The 24076-nt window shown below is 68.1% G+C and carries 25 protein-coding genes; 15 read left to right on the top strand and 10 right to left on the bottom strand.

Features of this window, described 5'->3' with window-relative positions; genetic code table 11:
• The first annotated feature begins 6 nt into the window (after positions 1-6).
• Both ACZLIF_RS01685 and ACZLIF_RS01680 read left to right on the top strand, forming a co-directional pair.
• Positions 7-2661, top strand: coding sequence for a sensor histidine kinase (locus tag ACZLIF_RS01685; RefSeq protein ID WP_065182159.1), 2655 nt, complete (start codon positions 7-9; stop codon positions 2659-2661).
• Complete coding sequence (locus tag ACZLIF_RS01680) at positions 2642-3355, top strand: response regulator transcription factor (protein WP_053516504.1); 714 nt, start codon at positions 2642-2644, stop codon at positions 3353-3355. The genes ACZLIF_RS01685 and ACZLIF_RS01680 overlap by 20 nt, the downstream gene beginning before the upstream one ends.
• 38 nt (positions 3356-3393) lie before the next feature.
• Here ACZLIF_RS01680 and ACZLIF_RS01675 read toward each other — a convergent pair whose 3' ends face one another.
• From ACZLIF_RS01675 to coaBC, 3 genes are read right to left on the bottom strand one after another with little or no spacing between them, the layout of a single operon-like run.
• On the bottom strand, positions 3394-5736 hold the full coding sequence (locus ACZLIF_RS01675; protein ID WP_128987881.1) for a phosphomannomutase/phosphoglucomutase: 2343 nt from the start codon (positions 5734-5736) through the stop codon (positions 3394-3396).
• Positions 5737-5748: 12 nt separating this feature from the next.
• Entirely contained in the window at positions 5749-6222 is a 474-nt protein-coding gene (gene dut, locus ACZLIF_RS01670) for a dUTP diphosphatase (protein ID WP_128987882.1), read from the bottom strand.
• Positions 6219-7481: a bifunctional phosphopantothenoylcysteine decarboxylase/phosphopantothenate--cysteine ligase CoaBC gene (coaBC, locus tag ACZLIF_RS01665; protein ID WP_128987883.1), complete on the bottom strand. Its 1263-nt coding sequence runs from the start codon at positions 7479-7481 to the stop codon at positions 6219-6221. The genes dut and coaBC overlap by 4 nt, the downstream gene beginning before the upstream one ends.
• Before the next feature lie 227 nt (positions 7482-7708).
• On the opposite strand from coaBC, the gene ACZLIF_RS01660 reads away from it, so the two are divergent.
• The 4 genes from ACZLIF_RS01660 to ACZLIF_RS01645 all read left to right on the top strand — a co-directional run bounded on the left by ACZLIF_RS01660 (position 7709) and on the right by ACZLIF_RS01645 (position 11813).
• Positions 7709-8335: a response regulator gene (locus ACZLIF_RS01660; protein ID WP_053516509.1), complete on the top strand. Its 627-nt coding sequence runs from the start codon at positions 7709-7711 to the stop codon at positions 8333-8335.
• Between the two features lie 70 nt (positions 8336-8405).
• Complete coding sequence (gene radC, locus ACZLIF_RS01655) at positions 8406-9110, top strand: RadC family protein (RefSeq protein WP_065174506.1); 705 nt, start codon at positions 8406-8408, stop codon at positions 9108-9110.
• 114 nt (positions 9111-9224) lie between these two features.
• Positions 9225-10913 (top strand): arginine--tRNA ligase, encoded by a 1689-nt coding sequence (argS, locus tag ACZLIF_RS01650; protein WP_053516518.1) that lies wholly within the window; start codon positions 9225-9227, stop codon positions 10911-10913.
• 21 nt (positions 10914-10934) lie between these two features.
• Positions 10935-11813, top strand: coding sequence for an SPOR domain-containing protein (locus ACZLIF_RS01645; protein ID WP_128987884.1), 879 nt, complete (start codon positions 10935-10937; stop codon positions 11811-11813).
• A gap of 99 nt (positions 11814-11912) precedes the next feature.
• Here ACZLIF_RS01645 and ACZLIF_RS01640 read toward each other — a convergent pair whose 3' ends face one another.
• Together ACZLIF_RS01640 and ACZLIF_RS01635 are read right to left on the bottom strand one after the other, a co-directional pair.
• Positions 11913-12665 carry an SDR family NAD(P)-dependent oxidoreductase gene (locus tag ACZLIF_RS01640; protein ID WP_065174225.1) on the bottom strand — a complete coding sequence of 251 codons (753 nt, stop codon included), beginning with the start codon at positions 12663-12665 and terminating at the stop codon, positions 11913-11915.
• Positions 12666-12753: 88 nt separating this feature from the next.
• Complete coding sequence (locus ACZLIF_RS01635) at positions 12754-13245, bottom strand: hypothetical protein (protein ID WP_128987885.1); 492 nt, start codon at positions 13243-13245, stop codon at positions 12754-12756.
• A gap of 85 nt (positions 13246-13330) precedes the next feature.
• Here ACZLIF_RS01635 and ACZLIF_RS01630 point away from each other — a divergent pair, with 85 nt between their 5' ends.
• Positions 13331-13798 (top strand): YehS family protein, encoded by a 468-nt coding sequence (locus ACZLIF_RS01630; RefSeq protein ID WP_128987886.1) that lies wholly within the window; start codon positions 13331-13333, stop codon positions 13796-13798.
• A 54-nt stretch (positions 13799-13852) separates the two neighbouring features.
• On the opposite strand, the gene ACZLIF_RS01625 is transcribed toward ACZLIF_RS01630, so the two are convergent.
• On the bottom strand, positions 13853-14545 hold the full coding sequence (locus tag ACZLIF_RS01625) for a TorF family putative porin (RefSeq protein ID WP_128987887.1): 693 nt from the start codon (positions 14543-14545) through the stop codon (positions 13853-13855).
• Positions 14546-14709: 164 nt separating this feature from the next.
• On the opposite strand from ACZLIF_RS01625, the gene ACZLIF_RS01620 reads away from it, so the two are divergent.
• Positions 14710-15099 carry a DUF6165 family protein gene (locus ACZLIF_RS01620; protein ID WP_128987888.1) on the top strand — a complete coding sequence of 130 codons (390 nt, stop codon included), beginning with the start codon at positions 14710-14712 and terminating at the stop codon, positions 15097-15099.
• A 9-nt stretch (positions 15100-15108) separates the two neighbouring features.
• Here the strand turns inward: ACZLIF_RS01620 and ACZLIF_RS01615 are convergent, their stop codons facing one another.
• Together ACZLIF_RS01615 and ACZLIF_RS01610 are read right to left on the bottom strand one after the other, a co-directional pair.
• A complete protein-coding gene (locus tag ACZLIF_RS01615; protein ID WP_128987889.1) occupies positions 15109-15780 on the bottom strand; it encodes a response regulator transcription factor in 672 nt (223 codons plus the stop codon).
• A gap of 186 nt (positions 15781-15966) precedes the next feature.
• The gene (locus ACZLIF_RS01610; protein WP_053516527.1) at positions 15967-16539 is read right to left on the bottom strand and encodes an OmpO family porin; all 573 of its coding nucleotides are present in this window, start codon (positions 16537-16539) and stop codon (positions 15967-15969) included.
• A gap of 274 nt (positions 16540-16813) precedes the next feature.
• Between ACZLIF_RS01610 and ACZLIF_RS01605 the strand changes: the two genes are divergently transcribed.
• Positions 16814-17173 (top strand): DUF1428 domain-containing protein, encoded by a 360-nt coding sequence (locus ACZLIF_RS01605; RefSeq protein WP_053516528.1) that lies wholly within the window; start codon positions 16814-16816, stop codon positions 17171-17173.
• Between the two features lie 14 nt (positions 17174-17187).
• Here ACZLIF_RS01605 and ACZLIF_RS01600 read toward each other — a convergent pair whose 3' ends face one another.
• Together ACZLIF_RS01600 and ACZLIF_RS01595 are read right to left on the bottom strand one after the other, a co-directional pair.
• The gene (locus ACZLIF_RS01600; RefSeq protein ID WP_128987890.1) at positions 17188-17874 is read right to left on the bottom strand and encodes a hypothetical protein; all 687 of its coding nucleotides are present in this window, start codon (positions 17872-17874) and stop codon (positions 17188-17190) included.
• A gap of 136 nt (positions 17875-18010) precedes the next feature.
• A complete protein-coding gene (locus tag ACZLIF_RS01595) occupies positions 18011-18838 on the bottom strand; it encodes a histone (RefSeq protein WP_128987891.1) in 828 nt (275 codons plus the stop codon).
• A gap of 491 nt (positions 18839-19329) precedes the next feature.
• Between ACZLIF_RS01595 and ACZLIF_RS01590 the strand changes: the two genes are divergently transcribed.
• From ACZLIF_RS01590 to ACZLIF_RS01565, 6 genes are all read left to right on the top strand, one after another.
• Entirely contained in the window at positions 19330-20763 is a 1434-nt protein-coding gene (locus ACZLIF_RS01590; protein ID WP_053516532.1) for a Do family serine endopeptidase, read from the top strand.
• A gap of 103 nt (positions 20764-20866) precedes the next feature.
• Positions 20867-21232: a hypothetical protein gene (locus tag ACZLIF_RS01585; RefSeq protein ID WP_053516533.1), complete on the top strand. Its 366-nt coding sequence runs from the start codon at positions 20867-20869 to the stop codon at positions 21230-21232.
• 9 nt (positions 21233-21241) lie between these two features.
• The gene (locus ACZLIF_RS01580; protein WP_053516534.1) at positions 21242-21712 is read left to right on the top strand and encodes a phage holin family protein; all 471 of its coding nucleotides are present in this window, start codon (positions 21242-21244) and stop codon (positions 21710-21712) included.
• Positions 21709-22146 carry a hypothetical protein gene (locus ACZLIF_RS01575; RefSeq protein WP_053516536.1) on the top strand — a complete coding sequence of 146 codons (438 nt, stop codon included), beginning with the start codon at positions 21709-21711 and terminating at the stop codon, positions 22144-22146. The genes ACZLIF_RS01580 and ACZLIF_RS01575 overlap by 4 nt, the downstream gene beginning before the upstream one ends.
• 67 nt (positions 22147-22213) lie before the next feature.
• Positions 22214-23323, top strand: a complete 1110-nt coding sequence (locus tag ACZLIF_RS01570) for an AI-2E family transporter (protein WP_053516537.1) — start codon at positions 22214-22216, stop codon at positions 23321-23323.
• Between the two features lie 31 nt (positions 23324-23354).
• Positions 23355-24074 carry an HAD family hydrolase gene (locus ACZLIF_RS01565; RefSeq protein ID WP_128987892.1) on the top strand — a complete coding sequence of 240 codons (720 nt, stop codon included), beginning with the start codon at positions 23355-23357 and terminating at the stop codon, positions 24072-24074.
• Positions 24075-24076: the final 2 nt, after the last annotated feature.

Here is a 24076-nt window from a genome sequence, read left to right as displayed (position 1 = left end):
GCCGCCATGACTGACCTGCGAACCCGCCAGGCCGACGCCCTGGTGGAAGGCCTGCAACGCGAAGCCGGTGGCAAGCTGACGGTATTCCTCGGCGCGGCGCCGGGCGTGGGCAAGACCTACACGATGCTCAACCGCGCGCAGGAACAGCTGCGCCGGGGGGTCGACCTGGTGGTGGGCCTGGTGGAGACGCATGGCCGTGCCGATACCCAGGCGTTGCTGGAAGGACTGCCACGGCTGCCGCTGAAGGACGTGGCCTACCACGGCCACGCCCTGCAGGAAATGGACCTGGATGCCGTGCTGGCGCGGCGCCCGGCGCTGGTGCTGGTCGACGAACTGGCACATCGCAATGCACCGGGCAGCCGCCACGAGCGACGCTGGCAGGATGTCATGGAGCTGCTGGATGCGGGCATCGATGTCTGGACCACGGTCAACATCCAGCACCTGGAAAGCCTCAATGACGTGGTGATGCGCATCACCGGGGTGCGGGTCAGCGAAACCGTGCCGGACGGTGTGCTCGACCGCCTGCACGACATCGTGCTGGTGGACCTGCCGCCACGCGAACTGATCGCCCGCCTGCAGCAGGGCAAGGTGTACGTGCCGGAGCAGGCGGCACAGGCACTGCAGGCGTTCTTCTCGCCGGCCAACCTGACCGCACTGCGCGAGCTGGCCATGCAGGAAGCCGCTGATCGCGTCGACAGCAGCCTGCGCGAGACCCGTGCCGCACGCGGCGAGGGCAACCTGCCGCTGCGCCGCGGCGTACTGGTGGCGATCGATGGTGGCGGGCAGAGCGAGTATCTGGTGCGGGTCGCGCGCCGCATTGCCGAACGGCGCGATGCGCCGTGGACGGTGGTGACGGTGCAGGGACGACGCCAGGACGAAGCGACCCGACGCGAGATCGACGCGGCGTTCGCGCTGGCACGTCGCCTGGGCGGCGATGCCGAACTGCTGCATGGCTCCAGCATCGCCGATGCCCTGCTCGACCACGCCGCGCACAACGGTGTCTCGACCCTGGTGCTGGGCCGCACCCGCGAGCGGCCGCTGGCACGGATGTTCAACCGCACCCTGACCCAGCAGCTGATCCAGCGCGGTGCGCACTACGAGATCACCATCATCAGCACGCCGCAGGCACGTGCGCGTTCGCGCCGCGAAGGCCTGTTGCCGCCGGCGCGCGGCATCAACCACGAACCACTGCAGGCCCTGCTCGCCACCGCGCTGGCCTGCCTGGTCGCGTGGCTGGTTGAACGCTGGGTGGGCATGGCCGACCTGTCGATGGTGTTCATCGTGGCGGTCGTGCTGGTCGCAGCCCGCACCCGCGCCAGCGTGGCGGTCATGGCCGCGATCCTGTGCTTCCTTGCCTACAACTTCCTGTTCATCGCACCACGCTTCACCTTCGCCATCGGCGCACGCCAAGGCGTGATCACCGTGTTCCTGTTCCTGGCAGCGGCACTGGTGGCCGGGCGCCTGGCATCACGGCTGCGCATGCAGGTGATCGCCCTGCGGGCCGCCAACCGGCATGCGCGCGCGCGGCAGCAGCTGGGGCGACAGCTGGCCAGCGCTGCCGGCGATGGCGAGGTGGCACTGGCCGGCCGCCATGCGCTGGAGCAGGCGATGGACGTGCCGGCATGGCTGCGGATCGGCGTGGACACCACCGCCGGCGGCCGCACCCTGCCCGGCGACACCGACCTGGCTGCCGCCGACTGGGCACTGCGCCACGGCCAGCCCAGCGGGCGTTTCACCGATACGCTGGCCGGCGCGCAATGGTGGTTCCTGCCCCTGCTTGATGGCGAGGACCGTGCAATCGGCGTGGCCGGCCTGTATCTGCCAGGTGCACGCCTGCTGCCCGAGCAGCGCCAGCTGGCCGAAGCGATGGTGGACGACATTGCCCAGGCGGCATTGCGCACGCGGCTGGTGGCCGAGCTGGAGCGGGCGCACGTCAGCAACGAGACCGAGCGCCTGCGCTCTGCTCTGTTGTCTTCGGTATCGCACGATCTGCGCTCGCCGCTGGCGGCGATGATCGGATCGGCCGACAGCCTGGCCAGCTATGGCACGGCGATGGACGTGGCTGACCGCCGCGCGCTGCTGGACACCATCCTGGTCGAAGGCGAACGGCTGGACCGCTACATCCAGAACCTGCTGGACATGACCCGGCTGGGCCACGAAGGCCTGAAGATCAACCGCGACTGGATCGGGGTGGACGAGTTGATCGGGTCGGCCGCGCGACGGCTGCAGCGCTACCAGCCCAACGTGAGGCTGGAACTGGATATCCCGCCGACCCTGGCGCCGATCTGGGTGCATCCGGCGCTGGTCGAGCAGGCGGTATTCAATGTCATGGAGAATGCGGCCAAGTTCTCCCCCGCCGATGCCGCGGTACAGGTGCAGGCGCGCGAACTGGACGGCCAACTGCGCATCGACGTGATCGATGCCGGTCCCGGCATCCCCGACGAAGAGCGGGCACGCATCTTCGACATGTTCTACAGCGTCGAGCGTGGCGACCGTGGCCGCCATGGTACCGGTCTGGGCCTGACCATCTGCCAGGGAATGATCGGCGCGCATGGCGGCAGCGTGCAGGCGCTGCCGGGACGTGACGGTCGCGGTACCCTGATCCGCATCACCCTGCCCCTGCTCAAGCCAGCCTCCCACGATGAGCCCGACCCCGATTGATGCGAGCGTACCGGCCCCGCGCGTGCTGGTGATCGATGACGAGACCCAGATCCGCCGTTTCCTGGATATCAGCCTGCGGGCGCAGGGCTATCAGGTCAGGCAGGCCGCGACCGGCCAGGAAGGCCTGCAGCTGGCTGCCAGCGAGGACATGGACCTGGTGATCCTGGATATCGGCCTGCCGGACATGGAGGGCCACCAGGTGCTGGAGCAGCTGCGGCAATGGAGCCAGGTGCCGGTCATCATGCTGACCGTACGTGCCGGAGAAGCGGAAAAGGTGCGGGCGCTGGACAACGGTGCCAACGACTATGTGACCAAGCCCTTCGGCACGCAGGAACTGATGGCGCGGGTGCGCGCGCTGTTGCGGACACGCAGCGTGCCGACCGATGGCACGCCTCCGGTATTCGACGACGGCCATCTGCATGTGGACCTGGTGCGCCGGGAGGTGGCGATCGCGGGCGAACCGGTGGCGCTGACCCGCAAGGAGTACGCGCTGCTGTCGCTGCTGCTGCGCAATGCCGGCCGGGTGGTCACCCAGCCGCAGATCCTGCAGGAGATCTGGGGACCCACCCACCAGCACGACACGCACTACCTGCGCATCCTGGTGGGCAAGCTGCGGCACAAGCTGGGCGATTCGGCGCTGGATTCACGCTACCTGTTCACCGAACCTGGTGTCGGATTGCGGTTCAAGGGGTGAGGGTGTGCCGACCAACGGTCGGCACCCACCCGGATCGATCAGAACCCCAGCGGGGTGTCGCCGACGATCGGCTGCAGCTGGCTTCGGAACAGTGCCTGGATGCGCTCCAGCGCCGCCTCGTCGTCGCCCTCGAAGCGCAGCACCAGTACCGGGGTGGTGTTGGAGGCGCGCACCAGTCCCCAGCCGTCGGGGAAATCCACGCGCAGGCCGTCGATGGTCGACAGGCGGCCACCCACATACGGGTTGTCCGGCGACTGCGCTGCCGCCACCAGCATCGCCACCAGGGCGTGCGGCGTGCCCTCGGACACCGGCACCTTCAGCTCCGGTGTGGCCACCATCTCCGGCAGTCCGGACAGCACCTCATCCGGGGTTTCCTCGCGCTGGGCGAGGATCTCCAGCAGGCGCGCGGCGGCGTACAGCCCGTCATCGAAGCCGAACCAGCGTTCCTTGAAGAAGAAGTGACCGCTCATCTCGCCCGCCAGCTCAGCATCGGTCTCGCGCATCTTCGCCTTCATCAGCGAGTGCCCGGTCTTCCACATCAGCGGGCTGCCGCCGTTGCGCAGCACGTGGTCGGACAGCTTGCCCGTGCACTTCACGTCGTAGATCACCATCGCCCCGGGATTGCGCATCAGCACATCGGCGGCGAACAGCATCAGCAGGCGGTCGGCGTAGATGATCCTGCCCTCGCCGGTGACCACGCCCAGGCGGTCGCCGTCACCGTCGAAGGCCACGCCGAGATCAGCGCCAAAGCGTTTGACCGTCTGTACGAGGTCCTGCAGGTTGTCCGGCTCGCTGGGATCGGGATGATGATTGGGGAAGGTGCCATCAACATCGCAGTAGAGCGGAATCACCTCGGCACCGATCGCTTCCAGCAGCTGCGGGGCCAGCGCACCGGCAACCCCGTTGCCGGCGTCGGCCACCACCTTCAGCGGGCGGTCGAGCTGCACGTCGTCGGCGATCCGCTGGATGTAATCGGCACCGACATCGCGCTGCTGGTAGTCACCCGGTTCGGCCGCCTGCATCAGGCGACCCTCGACGATGCGCTGGTACAGGCCGGTGATGGCATCGCAGGACAGCGTTTCGCCGCCGATGACGACCTTGAAGCCGTTGTACTCGGGGGGATTGTGGCTGCCGGTCACCGCCACGCAGGTGCCGGTACGCAGGTGGAATGCGGCGTAATAGACGACCGGCGTGGGCGCCAGGCCGATGTCGATGACCGCGCAGCCGGCACGGCGCAGGCCTTCGGCCAGGCCGGCTGCCAGCTCGGGGCCGGACAGGCGCCCGTCACGGCCGATCACCACCTCGCGAAGGCCCTGTTCCAGCGCAGCGGTACCGATGGCCTGGCCGATCAGCGCGGCGGTCTTTGCCGTCAGTTCGCTGCCCACCACACCGCGGATGTCGTAGGCCCGGAAGATGCCCGCTGCCAGCGCTTCCGCCGGGACCGGCGGCGGAGGTGCCACTGTGACGTCGGCGGCAGCTTCGGCGGCCTGTGGCGGCGCCATCTGCAGGCTCTCGCGCAGGGTCGGGCCCTCATCCACCTCGACGGCGGACGTGCGCCGCGGCAGCGGCAGGCGCTTCGGCAGGCGGTCGCGACCGACCAGCAGCAGCACGGCGATGAAGGCCAGCAGCAGCGCGACGATGCCGCTGGCCAGCGCGCCCAGACCGAGCGGGCCGGGTTCGACGTTGGGCACGGCCGCTGCCAGCCGCAGCGGAGTGCCGGCAATCGGCCTTGCCTGCGCCTCGGCGATCTGCGCCAGACCGGAATCGCCTTGGGTGACCAGATCGTGCGTGCCCTGGCGCAGGCCGAGGAAACCACTGGCAGGCGCGCGGATCTGATCCAGCGGCGCGGTCAGGCGCAGCAGCGGCTGACGGACGTAGACGACCGCCGGCCCCAGGCTGCCCAGTTGCACCGGCGCAGCCAGGCCGAGGCGGTTGCCTCCCCCATCGCGGACCACCCGCAGGCTCGGCCGGTCCTCGCCCAATGCCTGCTCCAGCAGGGCCAGGCGCGCATAGCCAAAGGTGGCCGGATCGGCGTAGGCAGCGGCCAGGTCGGCGCCCAGCACCTCCACCCGCTCCACGCCGGACCAGCTCTCGCGCAGGGCCAGCGCAGCGGCGGACGCATCGCCGGCCTGCAGCGCCTGCTGCAGACGCTCGTTCTTCAACTGCTGCTGCAGCTGCTGCAACTGGCCGCTGGCGGCCTGTTGCAGGCCCTGCACGGCCTGGTCACGCGCCTCTTCCAGCGCCTTGCCACCTGCCTCCTGGCGCCACTGCTGCACGGCGCTCCAGCCGAACCAGCCGGCCAGCAACACGAGCAGCACTGCCAGCAGCGGTGCGCTGCGCCCCAACGACCGTCCCTGCTGCCTTTCCCCGATGCCGCTCATCGATGTCCCCCGTCAACGCACCCCGGTATGGCCGAATCCACCCGTTCCCCGCACGCTGTCGGTGAAAGTATCCACCACCTGCAGGCTGACGCGGGCAATCGGAACCACCACCAGCTGCGCGATGCGGTCACCCGGCTCGATCGTGAAGGCCTCGCGGCCCCGGTTCCAGACGCTGATCAGCAGCGGACCCTGGTAGTCGGCGTCGATGAGGCCGGTGCCGTTGCCGAGGACGATGCCGTGGCGATGGCCCAGGCCCGAACGCGGCAGGATGACCGCGCACAGATGCGGATCGGCAATGTGGATGGCCAGGCCACTGGGGACCAGCGCGGTATCGCCCGGCTGCAGGGTCAGCGCGGTGTCCAGCGCTGCGCGCAGGTCCATGCCGGCACTGGCCTCGGTGGCATACGCCGGCAGCGGCCAGTTGTCGCCGAAGCGCGGATCGAGCAGTTTTACCTGCAGCGGTTGCGATGAAATCACCTGGGTCATGCCTGAAGCCTCCGCGCGATCAGCGCCAGCAGTTGTTCGGCCAGCTCGCGCTTGGAGGTCGCCGGGAATACCTGTTCGCCGTCCTGCCAGAAGGCCGTGGCGGCGTTGTTGTCACTTTCGAAGCCACCGCCACTGATGCCGACCTGGTTGGCGATCACCAGATCCAGGCGTTTGTCGACCAGCTTGCCACGCGCGTACTTCTCCACGTCGTGGGTTTCGGCGGCGAAACCGACCACCAGCTTCAGCGACTGCGTCTGCGCGGCCACCTCGGCCAGGATGTCCGGGGTACGCACCAGCTCGATCACCAGTGACTGGCTGTCGGCGGTCTTCTTCAGCTTCTGCGGCGCCACCTGCCGTGGGGTGTAGTCGGACACGGCGGCGGCACCGATATAGATGTCGGCCGGCAGCGATGAGAGCACGGCGTCGCGCATCTGTGCGGCCGAGCGCACATCGACGCGCTGCACGCCGACCGGCGTCGGCAGCTGCACGGGACCACTGACCAGCACCACCTGCGCCCCCATCGTCGCCGCGGCCGCGGCCAGTGCGAAGCCCATCTTGCCGCTGCTGCGGTTGCCGACGTAGCGCACCGGGTCGATGTCCTCGTAGGTGGGTCCGGCGCTGATCAGCACACGCAGTCCCTGCAGCGCGCGGGTTGCCGAGGGCGCGGCAGGCGCCACGGCATTGCCGTTGGCCGCCAGCGCGGCAACGATGTCACCCGGCTCGGCCAGCCGCCCCGGGCCGGACTCACCCTCGGCCAACGGCCCGTCGACCGGTCCGATCACCTGCGCGCCCCGCTGGCGCAGCAGTGCGATGTTGGCCTGCGTGGCCGGATGCAGCCACATGCGATGGTTCATCGCCGGACACACGGTCAGCGGCGCGGTACTGGCCAGGCACAACGTGCTGACCAGGTCGTCGGCGTGACCATGGGCCAGCCGCGCCAGCAGGTCGGCGGTGCCCGGTGCGATCACGATGCGGTCGGCCCAGCGCGCCAGCTCGATGTGGCCCATGGCCTGTTCTGCGGCGCTGTCCCACAACGTAGTGCGGGTCGGCTGCCCGGACAGGGCCTGGAAACTGAGCGGGGTCACGAACTGCTGGGCGCCGGCAGTCATCGCCACCTGCACCAGCGCCCCGGCATCGCGCAGCCGCCGCACCAGTTCCAGGGCCTTGTAAGCCGCAATCCCGCCGCCGACACACAACAGCAGTTTCTGGCCTTCCAGCGCGCCGGCCGGCGCGGGGGATGCGTTGGGGGAGTCAGCCACCTGGAATTCCTGTGCAAACGAGGGCGCTAGCTTACCCGATGGTCGGTAATGTCCCGATGCACAGCGCACATAGCCGGCAGCTATCAGCAGATGGAACTTCCACTACCGCAGTTCCCGGGTTCACCCGCCGATGATTCGGAACTTTCCTATACCCGTGCCCTGGTCGGCTTTGCAGAATCGGTACTGGCCACCTCCGGTGCGCCGCTCCGCTTCCCCGAGGATCCCGCGTGCAACCGCGCATCATCATCGCCGACGACCATCCGGTTGTACTGCATGGCATCCGTATCGTGCTGGAGGCTCACCAGATGCAGGTGGCCGGCAGCGCGGCCGACGGTGCCCAGCTGCTCGACCTGCTGCAGCGTGAAACCTGCCATGCCGTCCTCACCGACCTGTCCATGCCCGGCGTCGGCCCCGACGGCCCTGCGCTGCTGGGCGCACTGCGCGAGCGTCATCCGGGCCTGCCGGTGGTGGTGCTGACCGGAGCGCGCCACCCGGGACTGCTGGACAGGCTGCTGCGCGAAGGCATCGATGGCCTGGTCGACAAATGCGCCGGCTTCGCCGAGCTGCCGATGGCGCTCGCGGCAGCCATGTCCGGCCAGGTCTTCGTCTCACAGCAGCTGCGTCATCACCTGCAGTCGCGCGACCTGCTGTTCCAGCGCACACCGGTCTCGCTCTCCGCGCGCGAGCAGGAAGTCCTGCAGCTGCTCGCCGAGGGCCTGAACATCAACGCCATCGCGGCCCGCTGCGGCCGCAGCCCGAAGACGATCAGCCGGCAGAAGGCCGAGGCCAAGCGCAAGCTGGGATTGCAGAGCAACCAGGAACTGTTCGACTACCTGAAGACCGTGCGCGATTGAGGCATCGGCTGACGGTCATCGGCGGCAAGTGCCGATGGGAGCGCCGGGCGCCGCTGGCGATGATGCAGGCATGCCCATCCATGACTGGCCTGAACAGGAACGTCCCCGCGAGAAGCTGCTGGCGCGGGGTCCCACCATGCTGTCCGACGCGGAGTTGCTGGCGCTGTTCCTCGGCTCCGGGGTCGGCGGCCGCGATGCCGTGCAGACTGCACGCGACCTGCTGCACGCGCACGGTCCGCTACGGGTGCTGCTGGACCGGCCTGCCGGCGAGCTGGCACGGCTGCCCGGGCTGGGGCCGGCCCGCAGCTGCACCCTGGCCGCCGGCCTGGAACTGGCCCACCGGTACCTGGCCGCCGAACTGCAGCACGGCGAAGCAGTTGGCGACAATCCCGGGGCGGTGGGGCGCTACCTGCAGCACCGTCTGCGCGGGCAGGCCCGCGAACTGTTCCTGGTGCTGTTCCTGGACAACCGCCACCGGCTGATCGCGTGCGAGGAACTGTTTGCCGGAACCCTCACCGCAGCGGCGGTCTATCCGCGGGAGGTCGTGCGGCGCGCCCTGCAGCTCAATGCCGCCGCCGTGATCATCAGCCACAACCACCCGTCCGGCGACCCGGAGCCATCGCCGGCCGACGCGCGCATCACCGAGGAGCTGCAGCAGGCCCTGGCCCTGGTCGACATCCGCCTGCTCGACCATTTCGTAGTGGGCGAAGGCCGCCCTGTTTCGTTTGCTGAACGTGGCCTGCTGGGCCAGCGCCAGGCCCGCCTGTTCGGCTGAGCCCCGGCCCCCCGGCCGACCCCGGGGGACCGCACAGGCAGGCAACGGTCAGCGTGGCCGCCGGCATCTGCGCTAAAATGGGCGATTCCGCCGCTCATTCTCACAGCAGGCCTCGTGAAAAATCTCCTCCGCGCCCTGATCAGCCAAGGCATCGAAGCCTTGCGCGCCAATGGCACCCTGCCCGCCGACTCCCTGCCGCCGGACTTCGTGGTCGAGCGCCCGAAGACCCGTGACCATGGCGACTTCGCCACCAACGCCGCGATGCTGCTGGCCAAGGCCGCGCGCAGCAACCCGCGCGCACTGGCGCAGGCACTGGTCGAGGCGCTGCCGCGCAGCGAGGACGTCAGCAAGGTCGAGATCGCCGGACCGGGCTTCATCAACTTCCACCTGGCTCCGGCCGCGTACCAGCGCGAAGCCGCCTCGGTCATCAAGGAAGGCCACGACTACGGGCGCAACCTGTCCGGCAACGGCCGCACGGTGGGCGTGGAGTATGTGTCGGCCAACCCGACCGGTCCGCTGCACGTCGGCCATGGCCGCGCTGCGGCGATCGGCGACTGCGTGGCCCGCGTGCTCGACGCCAACGGCTGGAACGCCAAGCGTGAGTTCTATTACAACGACGCCGGCGTGCAGATCGAGAACCTGGCGCTGTCGGTGCAGGCCCGCGTCCAGGGCATCGCCCCCGACCAGGAGGGCTGGCCGGAAGGCGGCTACCGCGGCGAGTACATCGCCGATGTCGCGCGAGCCTACATGGCCGGCGCCAGCGTCGACCTGGAAGGCACCCTCGTGGTCGGCGCCAAGGATCCGCACGACATGCAGGCGATCCGCCGCTTCGCGGTGGCCTACCTGCGCAATGAGCAGAACCTGGACCTGGCCGCGTTCGGCGTCGATTTCGACATCTACTTCCTGGAAAGCTCGCTGTACGCCGATGGCAAGGTCGCGGAAACCGTGGCCAAGCTGCAGGCGTCCGGCCACACCTACGAGGAAGGCGGCGCACTGTGGCTGCGCAGCACCGACTTCGGTGACGACAAGGACCGCGTGATGCGCAAGTCCGACGGCACCTTCACCTACTTCGTCCCGGACGTGGCCTACCACCTGTCCAAATGGCAGCGCGGCTACGAGCGCGCGATCACCGAGCTGGGCGCCGACCACCACGGGTCGCTGGCGCGCGTGCGTGCAGGCTTGCAGGCGCTGGAAGTGGGCATCCCGCAGGGCTGGCCCGAGTATGTGCTGCATCAGATGGTCACCGTCATGCGCGGCGGCGAGGAAGTGAAGCTGTCCAAGCGTGCCGGCAGCTACTTCACCCTGCGCGACCTGATCGAAGAAGCTGGACGCGATGCGACCCGCTGGTTCCTGATCGCGCGCAAGCCCGATTCGCAGCTGACCTTCGACATCGATCTGGCCCGCCAGCAGAGCAACGACAACCCGGTGTTCTACGTGCAGTACGCGCATGCCCGCGTGTGCAGCCTGCTCCGCCAGGCGCAGGAGAAGGGCCTGGCCTACGACCAGGGCAGTGGCCTGGGTCAGCTCGTGCGCCTGGCCGATGACGCCTCGCTGCTGCTGATGAACGAGATCTCGCGCTATCCGGAAGTGGTCGAAGCCGCCGGCGTGGCGCTGGAGCCGCATCTGGTGGCGCAGTACCTGCGTGAATTGGCGCATGCCTTCCACACGTGGTATCACGGGACACCGGTGCTGGTGGACGACGCCGACGATCGCAACGCCAAGCTGACGCTGGCCTGCGCGGCGCGTCAGGTGCTGGCCAATGGCCTCGACCTCCTGGGCGTGAGCGCCCCGGAAAAAATGTAAGCATCAGGAGACGCAGTACACATGGCAGCACGACGCGGCAAAAACCAGGCACGACGCAACAGCAGCAGCCAGGGCACCCCGGGATGGGTGTGGCTGGTCGCCGGTGTGGCCATCGCCGCCGTGGTGTTCCTGGCGGCGCCGAATCTGTTCAAGGGCGAGGGCGATGGCTTCCTGCGCGCCGGTCCGCAGCCGAACCCGAACGCGCAGCCGGCGCCGGTCGCCGATGCCGACAGCGATGTCGGCACGCAGCCGGCCGCACAACCGGCCACGCCGAAACCGGCCGAAGCCGAGAAGCCGGCGGCGACCCAGTACGACTTCTACACCCTGCTGCCAGGCAAGGAAGTGGAGATGTCCGATGCCGAACTGGCCGCCAGCACCCGCGCCGAGGAACAGCGCCGGGCCAAGGCCGAAGCGCAGCGCGCGCAGGCGGCGCTGGAAGGCAAACCGGTCCCCGCAACGCCGGCACCGACCGCAACGGCCAGTGTCGCCAGCACGGCACCGGTGACCGCGACCAGCCGTCCGCTGCCTGCCCCGCTGAGCGAACGCCCGGCAACGGCTGCACCGGCCACGACCAGCCCGGCGGCGACCAGCACGGCATCGACCGCGCAGGCCGCCCGCGTGGACGCGGCGCCGACCGCCGCTGCGGCACCGGCCGTGGCCGGCGACAACGCGCGCTACATCCTGCAGGCAGGTGCGTTCGGCGCCTCCGGCGACGCCGAGGCCACCAAGGCCAAGCTGGCGATGATGGGCCTGGCGGCACGGGTGGAGTCGGCGCAGATCAATGGGAAGACCGTGTACCGCGTGCGCATGGGGCCCTACGGCAGCGCCGGTGAGCTGTCCGAAGCCAAGCAGAAGCTGGATGGCACCGGCCTGCAGGCGATGGCGATCAAGGCACAGTGATCGTTCGGGTCTGAACGGAAGAAGCCGGGCATTGCCCGGCTTTCTTTTTTTGGGCCCCGCAGGGCCGACCCACGCCGGGCGGCCCTGAAGGCACGCAGGTCAGCCCTCGCGCGCGACCTGGAAGCCGGCGAACGACTGGCTGACCGGCATCAGTTCCAGGCGGTTGATGTTCAGATGCGGCGGCAGGCTGGCAACCCAGAAGATCTGCTCGGCGATGTCCTCGGCGGTCATCGGGTTGGCGCCGGAATACAGCTTGTCCGACGCGGCCTGGTCACCGTGGGTACGCACCACCGTGAACTCGGTCTCGGCCATGCCCGGCTCGATGGTGGTCACACGCACGCCCGTACCGTGCAGGTCCGAACGCAGGCCCAGCGAGAACTGGCTGACGAACGCCTTGGTACCGCCATACGCGTTGCCGCCCGGGTACGGGTAGACACCGGCAACCGACGAGATGTTGATGATCGCACCCCTGCGTTCGACCAGCTGCGGCAGCAGGCGGTGGGTCAACGTCACCAGGGCGGTGATGTTGGTATCGATCATCGTCGTCCAGTCCTGCAGGCTGGCGCTCTGCGCCGGAGCGGTGCCCTGCGCGAGACCGGCGTTGTTGACCAGCAGGTCGATCTCACCGAATGCGGGGGGCAGCGCCAGCAGCGCCGCTTCCATTGCGATCGGATCGCGGACATCAAACGCCGCTGCGTGCACCACGTCCTTGCCATAGCGCTCGACCAGCGGTTGCAGGCGATCGCTGCGACGGCCGGTGGCGATCACCTTCCAGCCTGCCTGGGCGAAGCGATGGACGGCGGCGGCGCCAAACCCGGACGTGGCGCCGGTAATCAGGACGGTGCGGGACATCAGGCAACTCCGTGGAGGAACGAGACCCCTATTCTGGCACCGTCGGCCGGACCCTGCCTTGCCTGATCGGTCTTCGCGCCGGGCACACTCAGCGCAGGCGGAACACGCGGGCCTTCGGCAGATCCTCGTCGACCTGCAGGAACCAGCGGCCGGCGATGCCCGGGATCACTTCGATCTGCGGCGCCTGGAGGGCCCTGCGCAGCTTCATCTGTCCCTTCATCACCTGCCATTGCTGTCCGTTGTCGAGGCTGAACACCGTGCCGGGGGCCCAACCGGCCACCTCCCCCACCACGCGTGCGCTGACCGGGCCTTCTTCCAGCCCCAGGTGCATGGCTGCCGGCGCCGGAACATTCGCAGGCAGCGGCGCGCCGCCGGGGGCGGCCGTGACCGCGGAAATGGCAGGCGACGCGGCCTCTGCCTGGCGCAGCACGCGGTTCAACGCCTGCAGCTGGGCCGGGCTCAGCCCCACTTCGGCCAGCTGGGCCGCAGTGAGCCGCTGTTCGACCGGAACAAAACGGTCCTGGGCATGGGCGGCAACACTGCTGGCCGCCAGCAGGAGGAGAACGAGGTACCGGCGCATCGGACGAGGTCTCTACGGAACAGCGCTCACGATGCTTCAATCCGGTGACAATCCGGTGACAACGGCCGGACCGCTACAATGGGCCATGATCAACAATGATGTACTGCGCAGCGTGCGCTACTCCCTGGACCTGGGCGACCATCACGTGGTGGCCCTGTGCCAGCTGGCCGACCCGGCCTTCGCGGTGGATCTCGAGCAGGCCAGGGCCTGGCTGCGGCGCGAGGATGAAGCCGGCTTCGTGCCGATGGACGACAGTGCGCTGGCGCACTTCCTGGATGGCCTGATCGTGCACCTGCGCGGCCGCGACGAGAGCCAGCCGCGGCGCGCCGTGGAAACCCGCATCGACAACAACCTGGTGCTGAAGAAGCTGCGCGTGGCGTTCCAGCTGCGCGACGTCGATCTGATGGACATCTTCGCCAGCGCCGGCTTCAAGGTGTCCAAGTCCGAGATCGGGGCGCTGTTCCGCCAACCCGGGCATGCCAACTACCGACGTTGCCTGGATCAGATGCTGCGCAACTTCCTCAAGGGCCTGAGCCAGCGCCTGCGCGGTTGAGCCGCGCGGTACCGGCCCATGGGTGGCCGATACCGTCGTGGCGGCGCCGGCCCGCTAGAAGCTGCCCTGCAGCGCCAGTTCCCAGCGCCCGCCCGCGTTGCCCGGGAACAGGCGTCTGGCCGCGGTATCGGTGTCATGCACGGTGGCCCGCACTTCCCACGCCGGAGCCAACGTGGCGATGGCGCTGAGCTGCCCGTGCAGGTAATCCGGCCCCTGCGCGGTCGTCAGCCAGTAGTGGCCCACGGCCGCTTCAAGCCGGATGCGCTCGTGCAGCGGCAGGCGCACGCCCAACTGTGCGTAGGTACCGCGATGGCCACCGCCCAGGGCATCGCTGGAATGCGCGACCTGCAGCCAGGTCCGCTGCTTCCAGCCCACCGTGGCAGCGAACTCTGTCCAGTCCAGCGCGCGGGCTGTCCCCGGATACACGTAGCGGGTCAGGTTGGCGTCCAGCGTCCAGTCCGCGGCCGGTGTGCCGGACCAGCCCGCTACCAGATCGAACTCGCTGCGTGCGCCGTTGTCCGGCTTGAACGATACGTTCGAGCCCCACGCGCTGGCATACCACCCGGACGCGAGCGCGAACTTCGCTCCGGCCTGCACCGCCGGGTCGCCGTCACTCTGCGAACTGCCGCGCCAGACGTAATCGCTGGTCAACGTGGCGTTGCCGCTCACCTGTGCCTGTGCGGTGCCGACGCCCAGCAGCCCCGCCAACGCCGCGGCCACCGCCGCGATCATCCCCTTGCTGTTCACTGCACATCATTCCTCATCCAATGGCGGCTCAACCGCCGGGACGGCAGTGTCGATGGCAGGGCCGTAACGGTTCGATGGCGCTACCGTGGCGGGGGCGCAAAATCAGCGTAAAACCACTTGGCAGTGGCGCGGTATGATGGCCGCCTGTTTCCAGGAAACCACCCATGGACGCCATCCTGACGCCGGTATCGATCGGCGAGCTGATCGACAAGATCACCATTCTCGAGATCAAGGCCGAACGCATCGGCGATACCACCAAGCTGGCCAATGTGCGGACGGAGCTGGACGGCCTGCTGCCGTTGCTGCAGCAGCAGCTGCAGGCACAGCCGGCACTTGCCGCGCTGAAGCAGCAGCTGAAGACCATCAACGAGCGCATGTGGGACATCCAGGACCAGCTGCGCGACAAGGAAGCGGCACAGGTGTTCGACGACGCCTTCGTCCAGCTGGCGCGCGGCGTGTACGGTACCAATGGCGAGCGCGTGCAGGTCAAGAACGAGATCAACCGCGTTGCGGGTTCGGCACTGGTCGAAGAGAAGCAGTACCAGGGGGAATAAGCCTGGGTTTCAGCCGCATTCGAGCAGGTGGCGGATGCGGAACAGCTCGCCGTCGCTGCGGATGCCGAGCTTCTGGTAGGCGGCTTTTTTCTGCGAGCTGACCGTGCTTGCGGAACGGCCGAAGCGCTGCGCGACTTCGCCGGTGCTGCAGCCTTCCAGCACCAGGCGCAGCACCTCGCGCTCGCGGCGGCTGAGCGGCATCAATGAGGGCATGCGGCGCGCCCGCGAGCGGCTCAACTGCGGGCGCAGTTCCGGCGGCACGAACCGCCCACCGCGGGCCACTACCTGCACAGCCCGCAGCAGCACGCGCGGTGGGGTCGCCTTGGACAGGAAGCCGCGCGCGCCGGCCTGCATGGCCGTCACCACCGTGCTGGCGTTGCAATGGGCTGAAAGCACCAGCACCGGCAGCGATGGCCACCGCTGCGACAGCGTGCGCAGCAGTTGCAGGCCAACCCCTTGGTCACCCAGCGGAAGGGCATCGATCACCAGCAGATCGACACAACCGGGCTGCTGATGCAGCAGCGACAGCAGGTCGGCTTCATTGGCGAAGCTGGCACGGACCTGCAGGCCGCTGTCCTCACATAACAACACTTCCAGGCCCAGCCGCAGCACCGGATGCGGATCCAGCAGCGCCAGGCGGCGCAGCTTTCCGGTATGCGGGGTGGCGGGGGCGGGCGGCATCAGGCAGATCCGGCGGAAGGGGATGCCCACCGTAGGTCGCGCCCTGCAACGGCGGAATCCAATTCGTTGCAATGCAGCATCGACCGCGCAGCCGCAGTCAGATTTCATTTCGGTTCCGTGGAACGCAACAGGCCCGGCAGATGCCGGGCCTGTTGATGCTCACAGGGCGCAGAGCGCCTGCAGCGATTACCAGCTGAAGCGCGGGCCGACGGTGTATTCCTTGTCACCGTCGCGGTTCATCTTGAGCTCGCCGTTCAGGCCCCAGTTCTGGTTCAGCTTCACCTGGCCACCCAGGCGGCCGTACCACTCGCCTTCCGGATTGATGCCGCGCTTCTTCGAGAAGTCTTCGTAACCAACCATGCCGTAGACTTCGGCGTGGGCACCGAACGCGGTGCGGATGCCGGCTTCAGCGCTGTAGCCGTTGAAATCCAGGCCATGCTCCAGGTCACGCTTCTGGTACGCCACGCGCGCCACGAAGTCGGTCGACGGTGCGATTTCCTGGTTGTAGCCTACACCGACCTTCCACTGGTCCAGCTTGAGGTTGGTGTGGTCGATTTCCTGGCGGCTGTAGTCACCGAAGGCGTGGAAGTTCGGCAGGAACCCGTAGGAACCCTTCACGCCCCAGCCGTCGGCCTTGAACGCGTCGATGTCGGTCTTGGCGTAGTTGGCTTCAGCATAGTTGTAGGACAGGTTCTCGGCAGCCGAGGCGGAGAACGGCAGGGCAGCAGCCAGCGCCAGGGCGATCAGCGAATTCTTCATGGGGGTACACCTTTACTTTCTTATGGTGAGCAGCAGCGCGGGAGCGCCGTCGCATCGGGAATGTAAATTCTCCGTTATTCGCCACAACGCACCCTGAAAACAGCAGGCTTCGCATTGCTGAATTTTCTGGGTTGATTCAGGCGGTCTCTGGCATACGCGCGGCGCGCGGGTACGTCCTGCATGCTTCGATCGCGGCCGTGTCGATCTGCCGCGCCCTGGTTCGTCGAACAGAAGAAGGCCGCACATGCAGTGCGGTCCATCACGGAGGCAGGCAATGAGCTACATCGATGGTTTCGTTCTGGCGGTTCCCACCGCCAACAAGGAAAAGTTCCTCGCCCATGCGCGAAGCGGCGACGTGGTCTTCATCGAGTACGGGGCGCTGCGCGTGGTCGAGTGCTGGGGCGATGACGTGCCGCATGGCAAGACAACGGACTTCTTCGGCGCAGTGAAAGCAACACCGGAAGAGACGGTGGTGTTTTCCTGGATCGAGTGGCCTGACAAGGCCACCCGTGATGCGGGCATGCAGAAGATGATGGAAGACCCGCGCCTGGACCCCGCGAAGAACCCGATGCCGTTCGACGGTGCGCGGATGATCTATGGCGGTTTCACACCCATCTACGAACTGACCCGCTGACGCCTTCGCGGCGCTCAGCGCGTACCTGCGTCGTCTTCTCCGGCAGTGCCGGCGCCCAGTGCGGCGCCGGCCCCCAGGCCGAGCCCGCCCATGCCGGCGCCCATGCCCATTCCTCCGCCGCCGCCCGCACGACTGCCCTTGCCTTCGCCTTCAGGGCGGCCTTTGCCGCCCCCGCTGCCGCTTGCGGGCCGGGTCGGGCCCTGCCGTGGAATCTGCAGATCGGCCGGGATCGGCGCCAGATCCAGCGCTTCGCGGACAAAATCGCGCAGCGACACCACCAGCTCATGCGTGTGCACCGGTCGTCCCTGCGCCAACTCATCGGCGGCGCGCGCGGCCAGCCGCACCTGCTCATCGGTACCCAGCAGCAGGATGTCCGACAAGGCCGCTTCGACGGCGTCGCGGATGCGCCGCGCGCGATCCGAACCGGGTTCGACGATGCCCTGCTCATGGGCGCGCTGGCGCAGGTCGCGCAGATGGCTGGGGTCGACCCCCAGCTCACCGGTGAACGAACCGCCCAGGGTCTTGTAGGCGGCCATCAGCGTGCGCAGCCGTTCGTTGATCTGCCGGTTCTCGCGCTCGCGGCGCTGCTGCAGGGTCTGCATCACCAGCAGGCGGATACCCACGCCCAGCAGCGTGATCAGCACCAGGCCGGCCAACGTGGAAAGCACACCCTGCCAGGAACTGAAATCGATGCCACGCATGATGGGAACTCCAGCGGAGGGACTTCATCTTGCCCCAGGACGACCCCGCAGGCTTCATGCCGGGCCGTTGTCCCCCCCATGAACGCAGAAGGCCCCACCGCCCGGCAGGGCGGAGGGGCCTTCGCCGCTCGCGCGATTACTTGCGCTTGGCGGCCTTGCGCACGGCCTTCTTCGCCGGGGCCTTCTTGGCAGCGGCCTTCTTCAGCGGTGCAGCCTTGCGGGCGACAGCCTTCTTGGTGGTCGCTGCCTTCTTGGCAACCGTCTTGCGGGTGGCAGCGGCCTTCTTGCCGACCACCTTCTTGGCGGCAGCCGTCTTCTTGGTGGCGACCTTGCGGGTAGCGGCAACCTTCTTGCCGACAACCTTCTTCGCGGCCACGGTCTTCTTGCCAGCCACCTTCTTGGCGGCGACCGTCTTCTTGGCCACGGCCTTCTTGGCGGTGGCCACCTTCTTGCCGACAACCTTCTTCGCGGCGGCGGCCTTCTTGGCAACCGTCTTCTTGGTGGCGGCTGCCTTCTTGGTCGCAGCCTTCTTCACCGTGGCGACCTTCTTGCCGGCAGCCTTGGTGGCGGCCTTCGTGGTCTTCTTGGCAGCAGCAGCCTTCTTGGCGACAGTCTTGCCGGCAGCGGCCTTCTTCTTGGCCACTTCCTTCTTCAGGGCAGCGGCTTCGGCCTTGGCATTCTTCTTGGCGGCTTCCAGCTTCTGCTTGGCCTTGGCGACCGTCTTGCCGACCGACTTGGCGGCCTTCTCGGCCTTCTTGGCAACGGTCTTCTCGACCTTGGCCACGGCCTTTTTGGCCTTGGCGACGCGGGTGGTGGCGGCCTTGCGGGCGCGCTTGACGGTCTTCTTGACCGACTTCACTGCGTCTTCAGCGGCGTGGGCGATGGTCTCGCCGACGTTGGTGGCGGTTTCTTTCGCGTTCTCGACGGCGTCGGTCACGACCGACACACCATTACCGTTGCTCATGTTGCCCTCCTGGGGGCGTGGATTGTCAAAACGGGGCGATGCTATACCGACAATGACGATCGTGGAACGGGTGGTACGCCTGCAATCGCGTCTGCTGCGACGATAGTAGTGTAGGGGGAGGCTGGGGCTGCTACCGTCGATCCGCAACAAACCCCTTTTTTTCAGCGCTGCGCCATCGGATTGAGGTGCACGTCGCGGCGACGGGCTGCCTGCACGCCCCTTGCCGGAACCTGCACGCGCGACGTGCCATCGCACACCTTGGATCGGCGGAACTGCGCAAGTATCAGAGGGTGTCCTGACCACGCCGGCGGACACACCCTATCGGTGTAGCGCCGATGGCCGACCGCACCGCAGGCGGGTCAGCCGTCGTCGGGCGCCGCATCGACGAGGGTCTCTTTCATCGCGCATTTATCCACGCCGCGGCAGATTCATTCAGCTTGTTTTACCGTATGGGCCAACGGCCCCCATCCCACGCCTGCGAACCGACTCCCATGCGACCGCTTCCTACCCTTCTCACGCTCGCAATCGCCGCCGCCTTCGGTGGATTCGTCGCCACCGGCATCAACGCCCACCTAGACAACCGCGCCGACGCCGCGCCCTTGCCGGCTGCCCTTCCGGCCACCGCCGCATTGCCGGCTTCGGTCGCCGGCCAGCCGGTGCCTTCGCTGGCACCGATGCTGGAAAAGACCATGCCCGCCGTGGTCAGCGTCAACACCAAGCAGGTGGTACGGGTACGCAACCCCTTCTTCAACGACCCGTTCTTCCGCCGCCTGTTCCCGGACATCCCGCAGGAACGGATCAACGAATCGCTGGGTTCGGGCGTCATCATCGACGCGAAGGAAGGCCTGGTGCTGACCAACCACCACGTCATCGAGAACGCCGATGACGTGCAGGTGACGCTCGCTGACGGGCGCACGGTCAAGGCGGAATTCCTCGGTTCGGACCGCGACACCGACATCGCCCTGATCCGCATCCCGGCGCAGAACCTCACCGAGATCAAGCTCGGCAACAGCGACCAGCTGCGGGTCGGCGACTTCGTGGTGGCGATCGGCAATCCGTTCGGCTTCAGCCAGACGGTGACCTCGGGCATCGTCTCGGCGGTCGGCCGCAGTGGCATCCGTGGGCTGGGCTACCAGAACTTCATCCAGACCGACGCCTCGATCAACCCGGGCAACTCCGGAGGTGCGCTGGTCGATCTGCAGGGCCAGCTGGTCGGCATCAACACCGCCAGCTTCAACCCGCAGGGCAGCATGGCCGGCAACATCGGCCTGGGCCTGGCCATTCCCACCAACCTGGCGCGCAGCGTGGTCGACCAGCTGGTCAAGCATGGCGTGGTGGTGCGCGGCACCCTGGGCGTGGAAAGCCAGAACCTGAGCGCGCAGATCGCCCAGGGCCTGGGCCTGGGCGAAACCCGCGGCGCGCTGATCACCCGGGTACTGGCCGGTTCGGCCGGTGCGGCGGCCGGGCTGAAGCCGGGCGACGTCGTGGTTGCCGCCAACGGTCAGCGCGTGGACAGCGCCGAAGCCCTGCACAACGTGGAGGGCCTGGCAGCGGTAGGCAGCGTACTGGCGCTGGACGTGCGCCGCGAAGGCAAGCCGCTGCAGATCCGGGCGACGCTGAAGGAGCAGGCGCGCGCCGCCAGCGGCGACAGCCTGGACCCGCGCCTGGGCGGCGCGACCTTCGTCGACCTGCCCGAATCGCTGCGCCAGTCCGGCGTACGCGGGGTGCTGGTCAGCGAGGTCAAGCGCGGCAGCCGCGCGGCCAGCAACGGGCTCCAGCAGGGCGACATCATCACCGATGCCACGGTGGGTGAATTCGCCGACCTGGCCAGCTGGCGCGCCAATTTCCAGCAGCGGCCACCGACCCTGGTGCTGCGCATCCTGCGCAACAACGGCCAGCAGCAGGGCCAATTGGTGATGCGCTGATCGCTCCGCCGTAACACCCCCTATACCCGGCCAGTGCTATTGCTGTACGTCCCTGTCGGCTGAAGCCGATCGTCCGTTCCCCCATCGCAACAGGAGTGATTCGATGAGCCCCACCAATACCGAGAACCTGAAGGAACACCTGGGTGAAGCCGGTTCCCACCTCAAGCAGGCCGCCAGTGCTGCCGGCGGTGCGATCAAGGGCGCGACCGGCGCTGCGACCGACGAACTGCGCATCGGCAAGGCCAACGTCAAGGCCGAGCTGTCCGACACGGCGCTGTCCGGCCTAGCTGCGGCTGAATTCGGCGGCGCTGCCGCCAAGGAACAGGTCGATGCACTGATGGACAAGGGCAAGGATCTGATCGACAGCGCCGCTGAACTGATCCGTGAGCGTCCCTTGGCATCGTTCGGTGTTGCCTTCGCCACTGGCTGGATCATCGCCAAGCTGGCTCGCGGCAGCAGCGACAAGTAAGTCCACGGCGTGAGCGAAGACAACACGCAACGCCCCGATCCGGCGGCCACCCCGCCGCTGGACGAGAGCATCCGCCAGGTCGGCGCGGCCGGTCGCGCCGCCGCCGATTCGGCCAAGCACACGCTGCGCTCGCTGCGTCGCCTGGCCTCGTCGGATTTCGCGCTCGCCCGCAGTGCATTCGGCCGGGCCCTGGCCTGGGCGGGCGTGGCGATCGTGTTCGGGGCCTCGGCCTGGCTGCTGATGGCCGCCACGCTCATCGCCCTGCTGCAGAGCTGGGGCCTGAGTTGGCTGCAGGCGCTTCTGATCACCTCGCTGATCAGCCTCGCGGTAACCGGCTATGCGATCTGGCGGGTGTCCTACTTCTTCCACCACACCGGCATGCACGCTACCCGGCGCCAGCTGTCGCGCCTTGGCCTGTTCGACGAGCCCAGCGAAGACGATCCCGATGCCGGCGTACAGATTCCGGAGGGCAAGCCATGAAGTTCGGCGCATTGCAGCGGCGGGTGAAGCGTTGCGAACAGGTGGTGGCCGTGCGCATGGGTGAAACCCAGGACAACTGGACCGTGCTCAGCGAGGTCTGGCGCCGGGGCTGGTCCCCACTGCGCATCGTGGTGGTCGGCCTGGCCGGTGGCTTCGTGGCCGGCAAGCTGGAAGTGCCGGGCAAAGTGAACGGTGCGCGCTGGCTGCAGATGATCGGCTCGGTCTCCAGCCTGGTGGCCAGCGGCCAGGCAGCACTGGCTGCCGCCGTGGCAGCCTACGCCGCCGACACCGCAGACGATGCGGCCGACACTGCCGAAGCCGCCGCCGACCCGGTCGCTCCCGCTGCCGCGGCACCCGCTTCCGCGCCACCTGCCGAGCCTGAGGCGCGCGAACCGCGGCCTGCCGAAGCGGCCACCGAACTGTCCGAACGTTGACGAACAGCATCCGCCGCGTTGACCGCGGCGGACGGATAATAGGCTCCCCTTCCCGGTCGGTACGTCGATGAGCGAGTCCCTCCTGTCCCCGTCACCGGCCGAACCCGCACCGTCTGCTGCCGCCCTTCCGCCGCCCACCCGCCCGCGCGGGCCGATGTCGCTGGTGGTGCTGGCAACGCTGGCGGTGGCCTACACGCTGTGGGCCGCACAGGACATCATCCTGCCGGTACTGCTGGCGATGTTCTTCGCGCTGGTCGGCAACCCGATCCTGCGCCTGCTGCAGAAGCTGTGGATTCCGCGGGCGCTGGGAGCGCTGCTGGTTCTCGGTGCCGGCCTGGGCGTGACCAGCTCGCTGGCCGTGCAGCTGATCGGCCCGGCGATGGAATGGGCGCAGGAAGCGCCACAACAGCTGCGCAAGGTCGCCCGGCAGGTACAGGATCTGACCAAGCCGGTGCAGCAGGCCAATCTGGCGGCCGAGAACTTCGCCCGCGTTGCCGGCGGCGACAGCAATCGCAAGGTGCAGGTGATCCGGACCCAGCTGGACGATCCCTATCGCATGCTGACCCGCGCCCCCCGGCTGGCCGCCTCGGTACTGGCCGTGGTCCTGCTGACGCTGTTCTTCATGATCTATGGGCAAAGCCTGCAGCGCGCGGCGATCGCATTGTTCCCGAACCGCCAGCAACAGCGCTTCACCAGCGACATCCTGCGCTCGATCGAGCGCGAGGTGTCGCGCTATGTGCTGACCATCAGCGTGATCAACACGCTGGTCGGCCTGGTTTTCGCGGGCGTGCTGATGCTGCTGGGGATCGGCCTGCAGGAAGCGCTGCTGTGGGGGACAGTGGCGGCACTGCTGAACTTCGCGCCCTATGTGGGCCCGTTGATCGGAGTAGCGCTGATGCTACTGATGGGCTTCGTCGAATTCCGCGACCCGCTGCAGGCACTGCTGCCCGCCGCAGCGTATCTGGGCCTGCATACCCTGGAGGGCCAACTGGTGACCCCGATCGTGCTGGGCCGGCGCATGAAGCTCTCGCCGCTGGTCCTGATCCTGGCACTGATGGTGTTCGGCTGGGCCTGGGGCATGATCGGGCTGCTGCTGGCGGTGCCGCTGCTGGTCTGCATCAAGCTGGTGCTGGCCCGGCTGGACGGCATGCAGGGCTGGGCGCGCCTGCTGGAATGAAAGCGCGCGCGGGCAGGCGTAGAATGACCGGGTGAATTTCCCCGTCCTTGCCATCACCCTCGACCTCGACGACACGCTGTGGCCGTTCGCACCGATCGGCGCCCGCATCGACCAGGTGCTGCACGACTGGATGCATGAACACAGCCCGGCCACCGCCGCGATGTATCCGCTGGCGGCGATGCGCGAACTGCGCGAGCGCTCGTTCCGCGACAACCCGCATCTGCATCATGACCTGAGCGCGCTGCGCCGGCTGACGCTGCGTGAGGCGCTGCAGAACAGCGGCGCCAGCCTGGACCTGCTGGAGCCGGCCTACGAAGCGTTCTATGCCGCGCGCAACCAGGTGGAGTGCTATCCCGATGCCCTCGATGCCCTGGCGCGTATCGCCGCGCGGGTACCGGTGGCCGCGCTGAGCAATGGCAATGCGGACCTGCAGCGGATCGGGCTGGCCCATCATTTCGCCTTCCAGCTGGGTGCGCGCGAACATGGCGCGGCGAAGCCGGAGGCGAGCATTTTCCATGCCGCGTGTGCCCGGCTGGGCGTGGCCCCGGCGCAGGTGCTGCATGTCGGTGACCACATCGAGATGGACGTGGCCGGCGCCATCGCCGCCGGCCTGCGCGGCTGCTGGATCAACCGCGACGCCGCCACCTGGACCCATCCGCAGCTGCAGCCCGACCTGCAGTTCGACACCCTCACCGGCCTGGCCGACTGGTTGGACGCCAACCTCGGCGCCACCGCACCCCGGAGCAATTGACG

Source organism: Stenotrophomonas sp. 2201_Sma (genome assembly GCF_056486685.1).
Note: the sequence above shows the minus strand (reverse complement) of the source record. Positions and strands in the feature narration are given on the sequence as shown.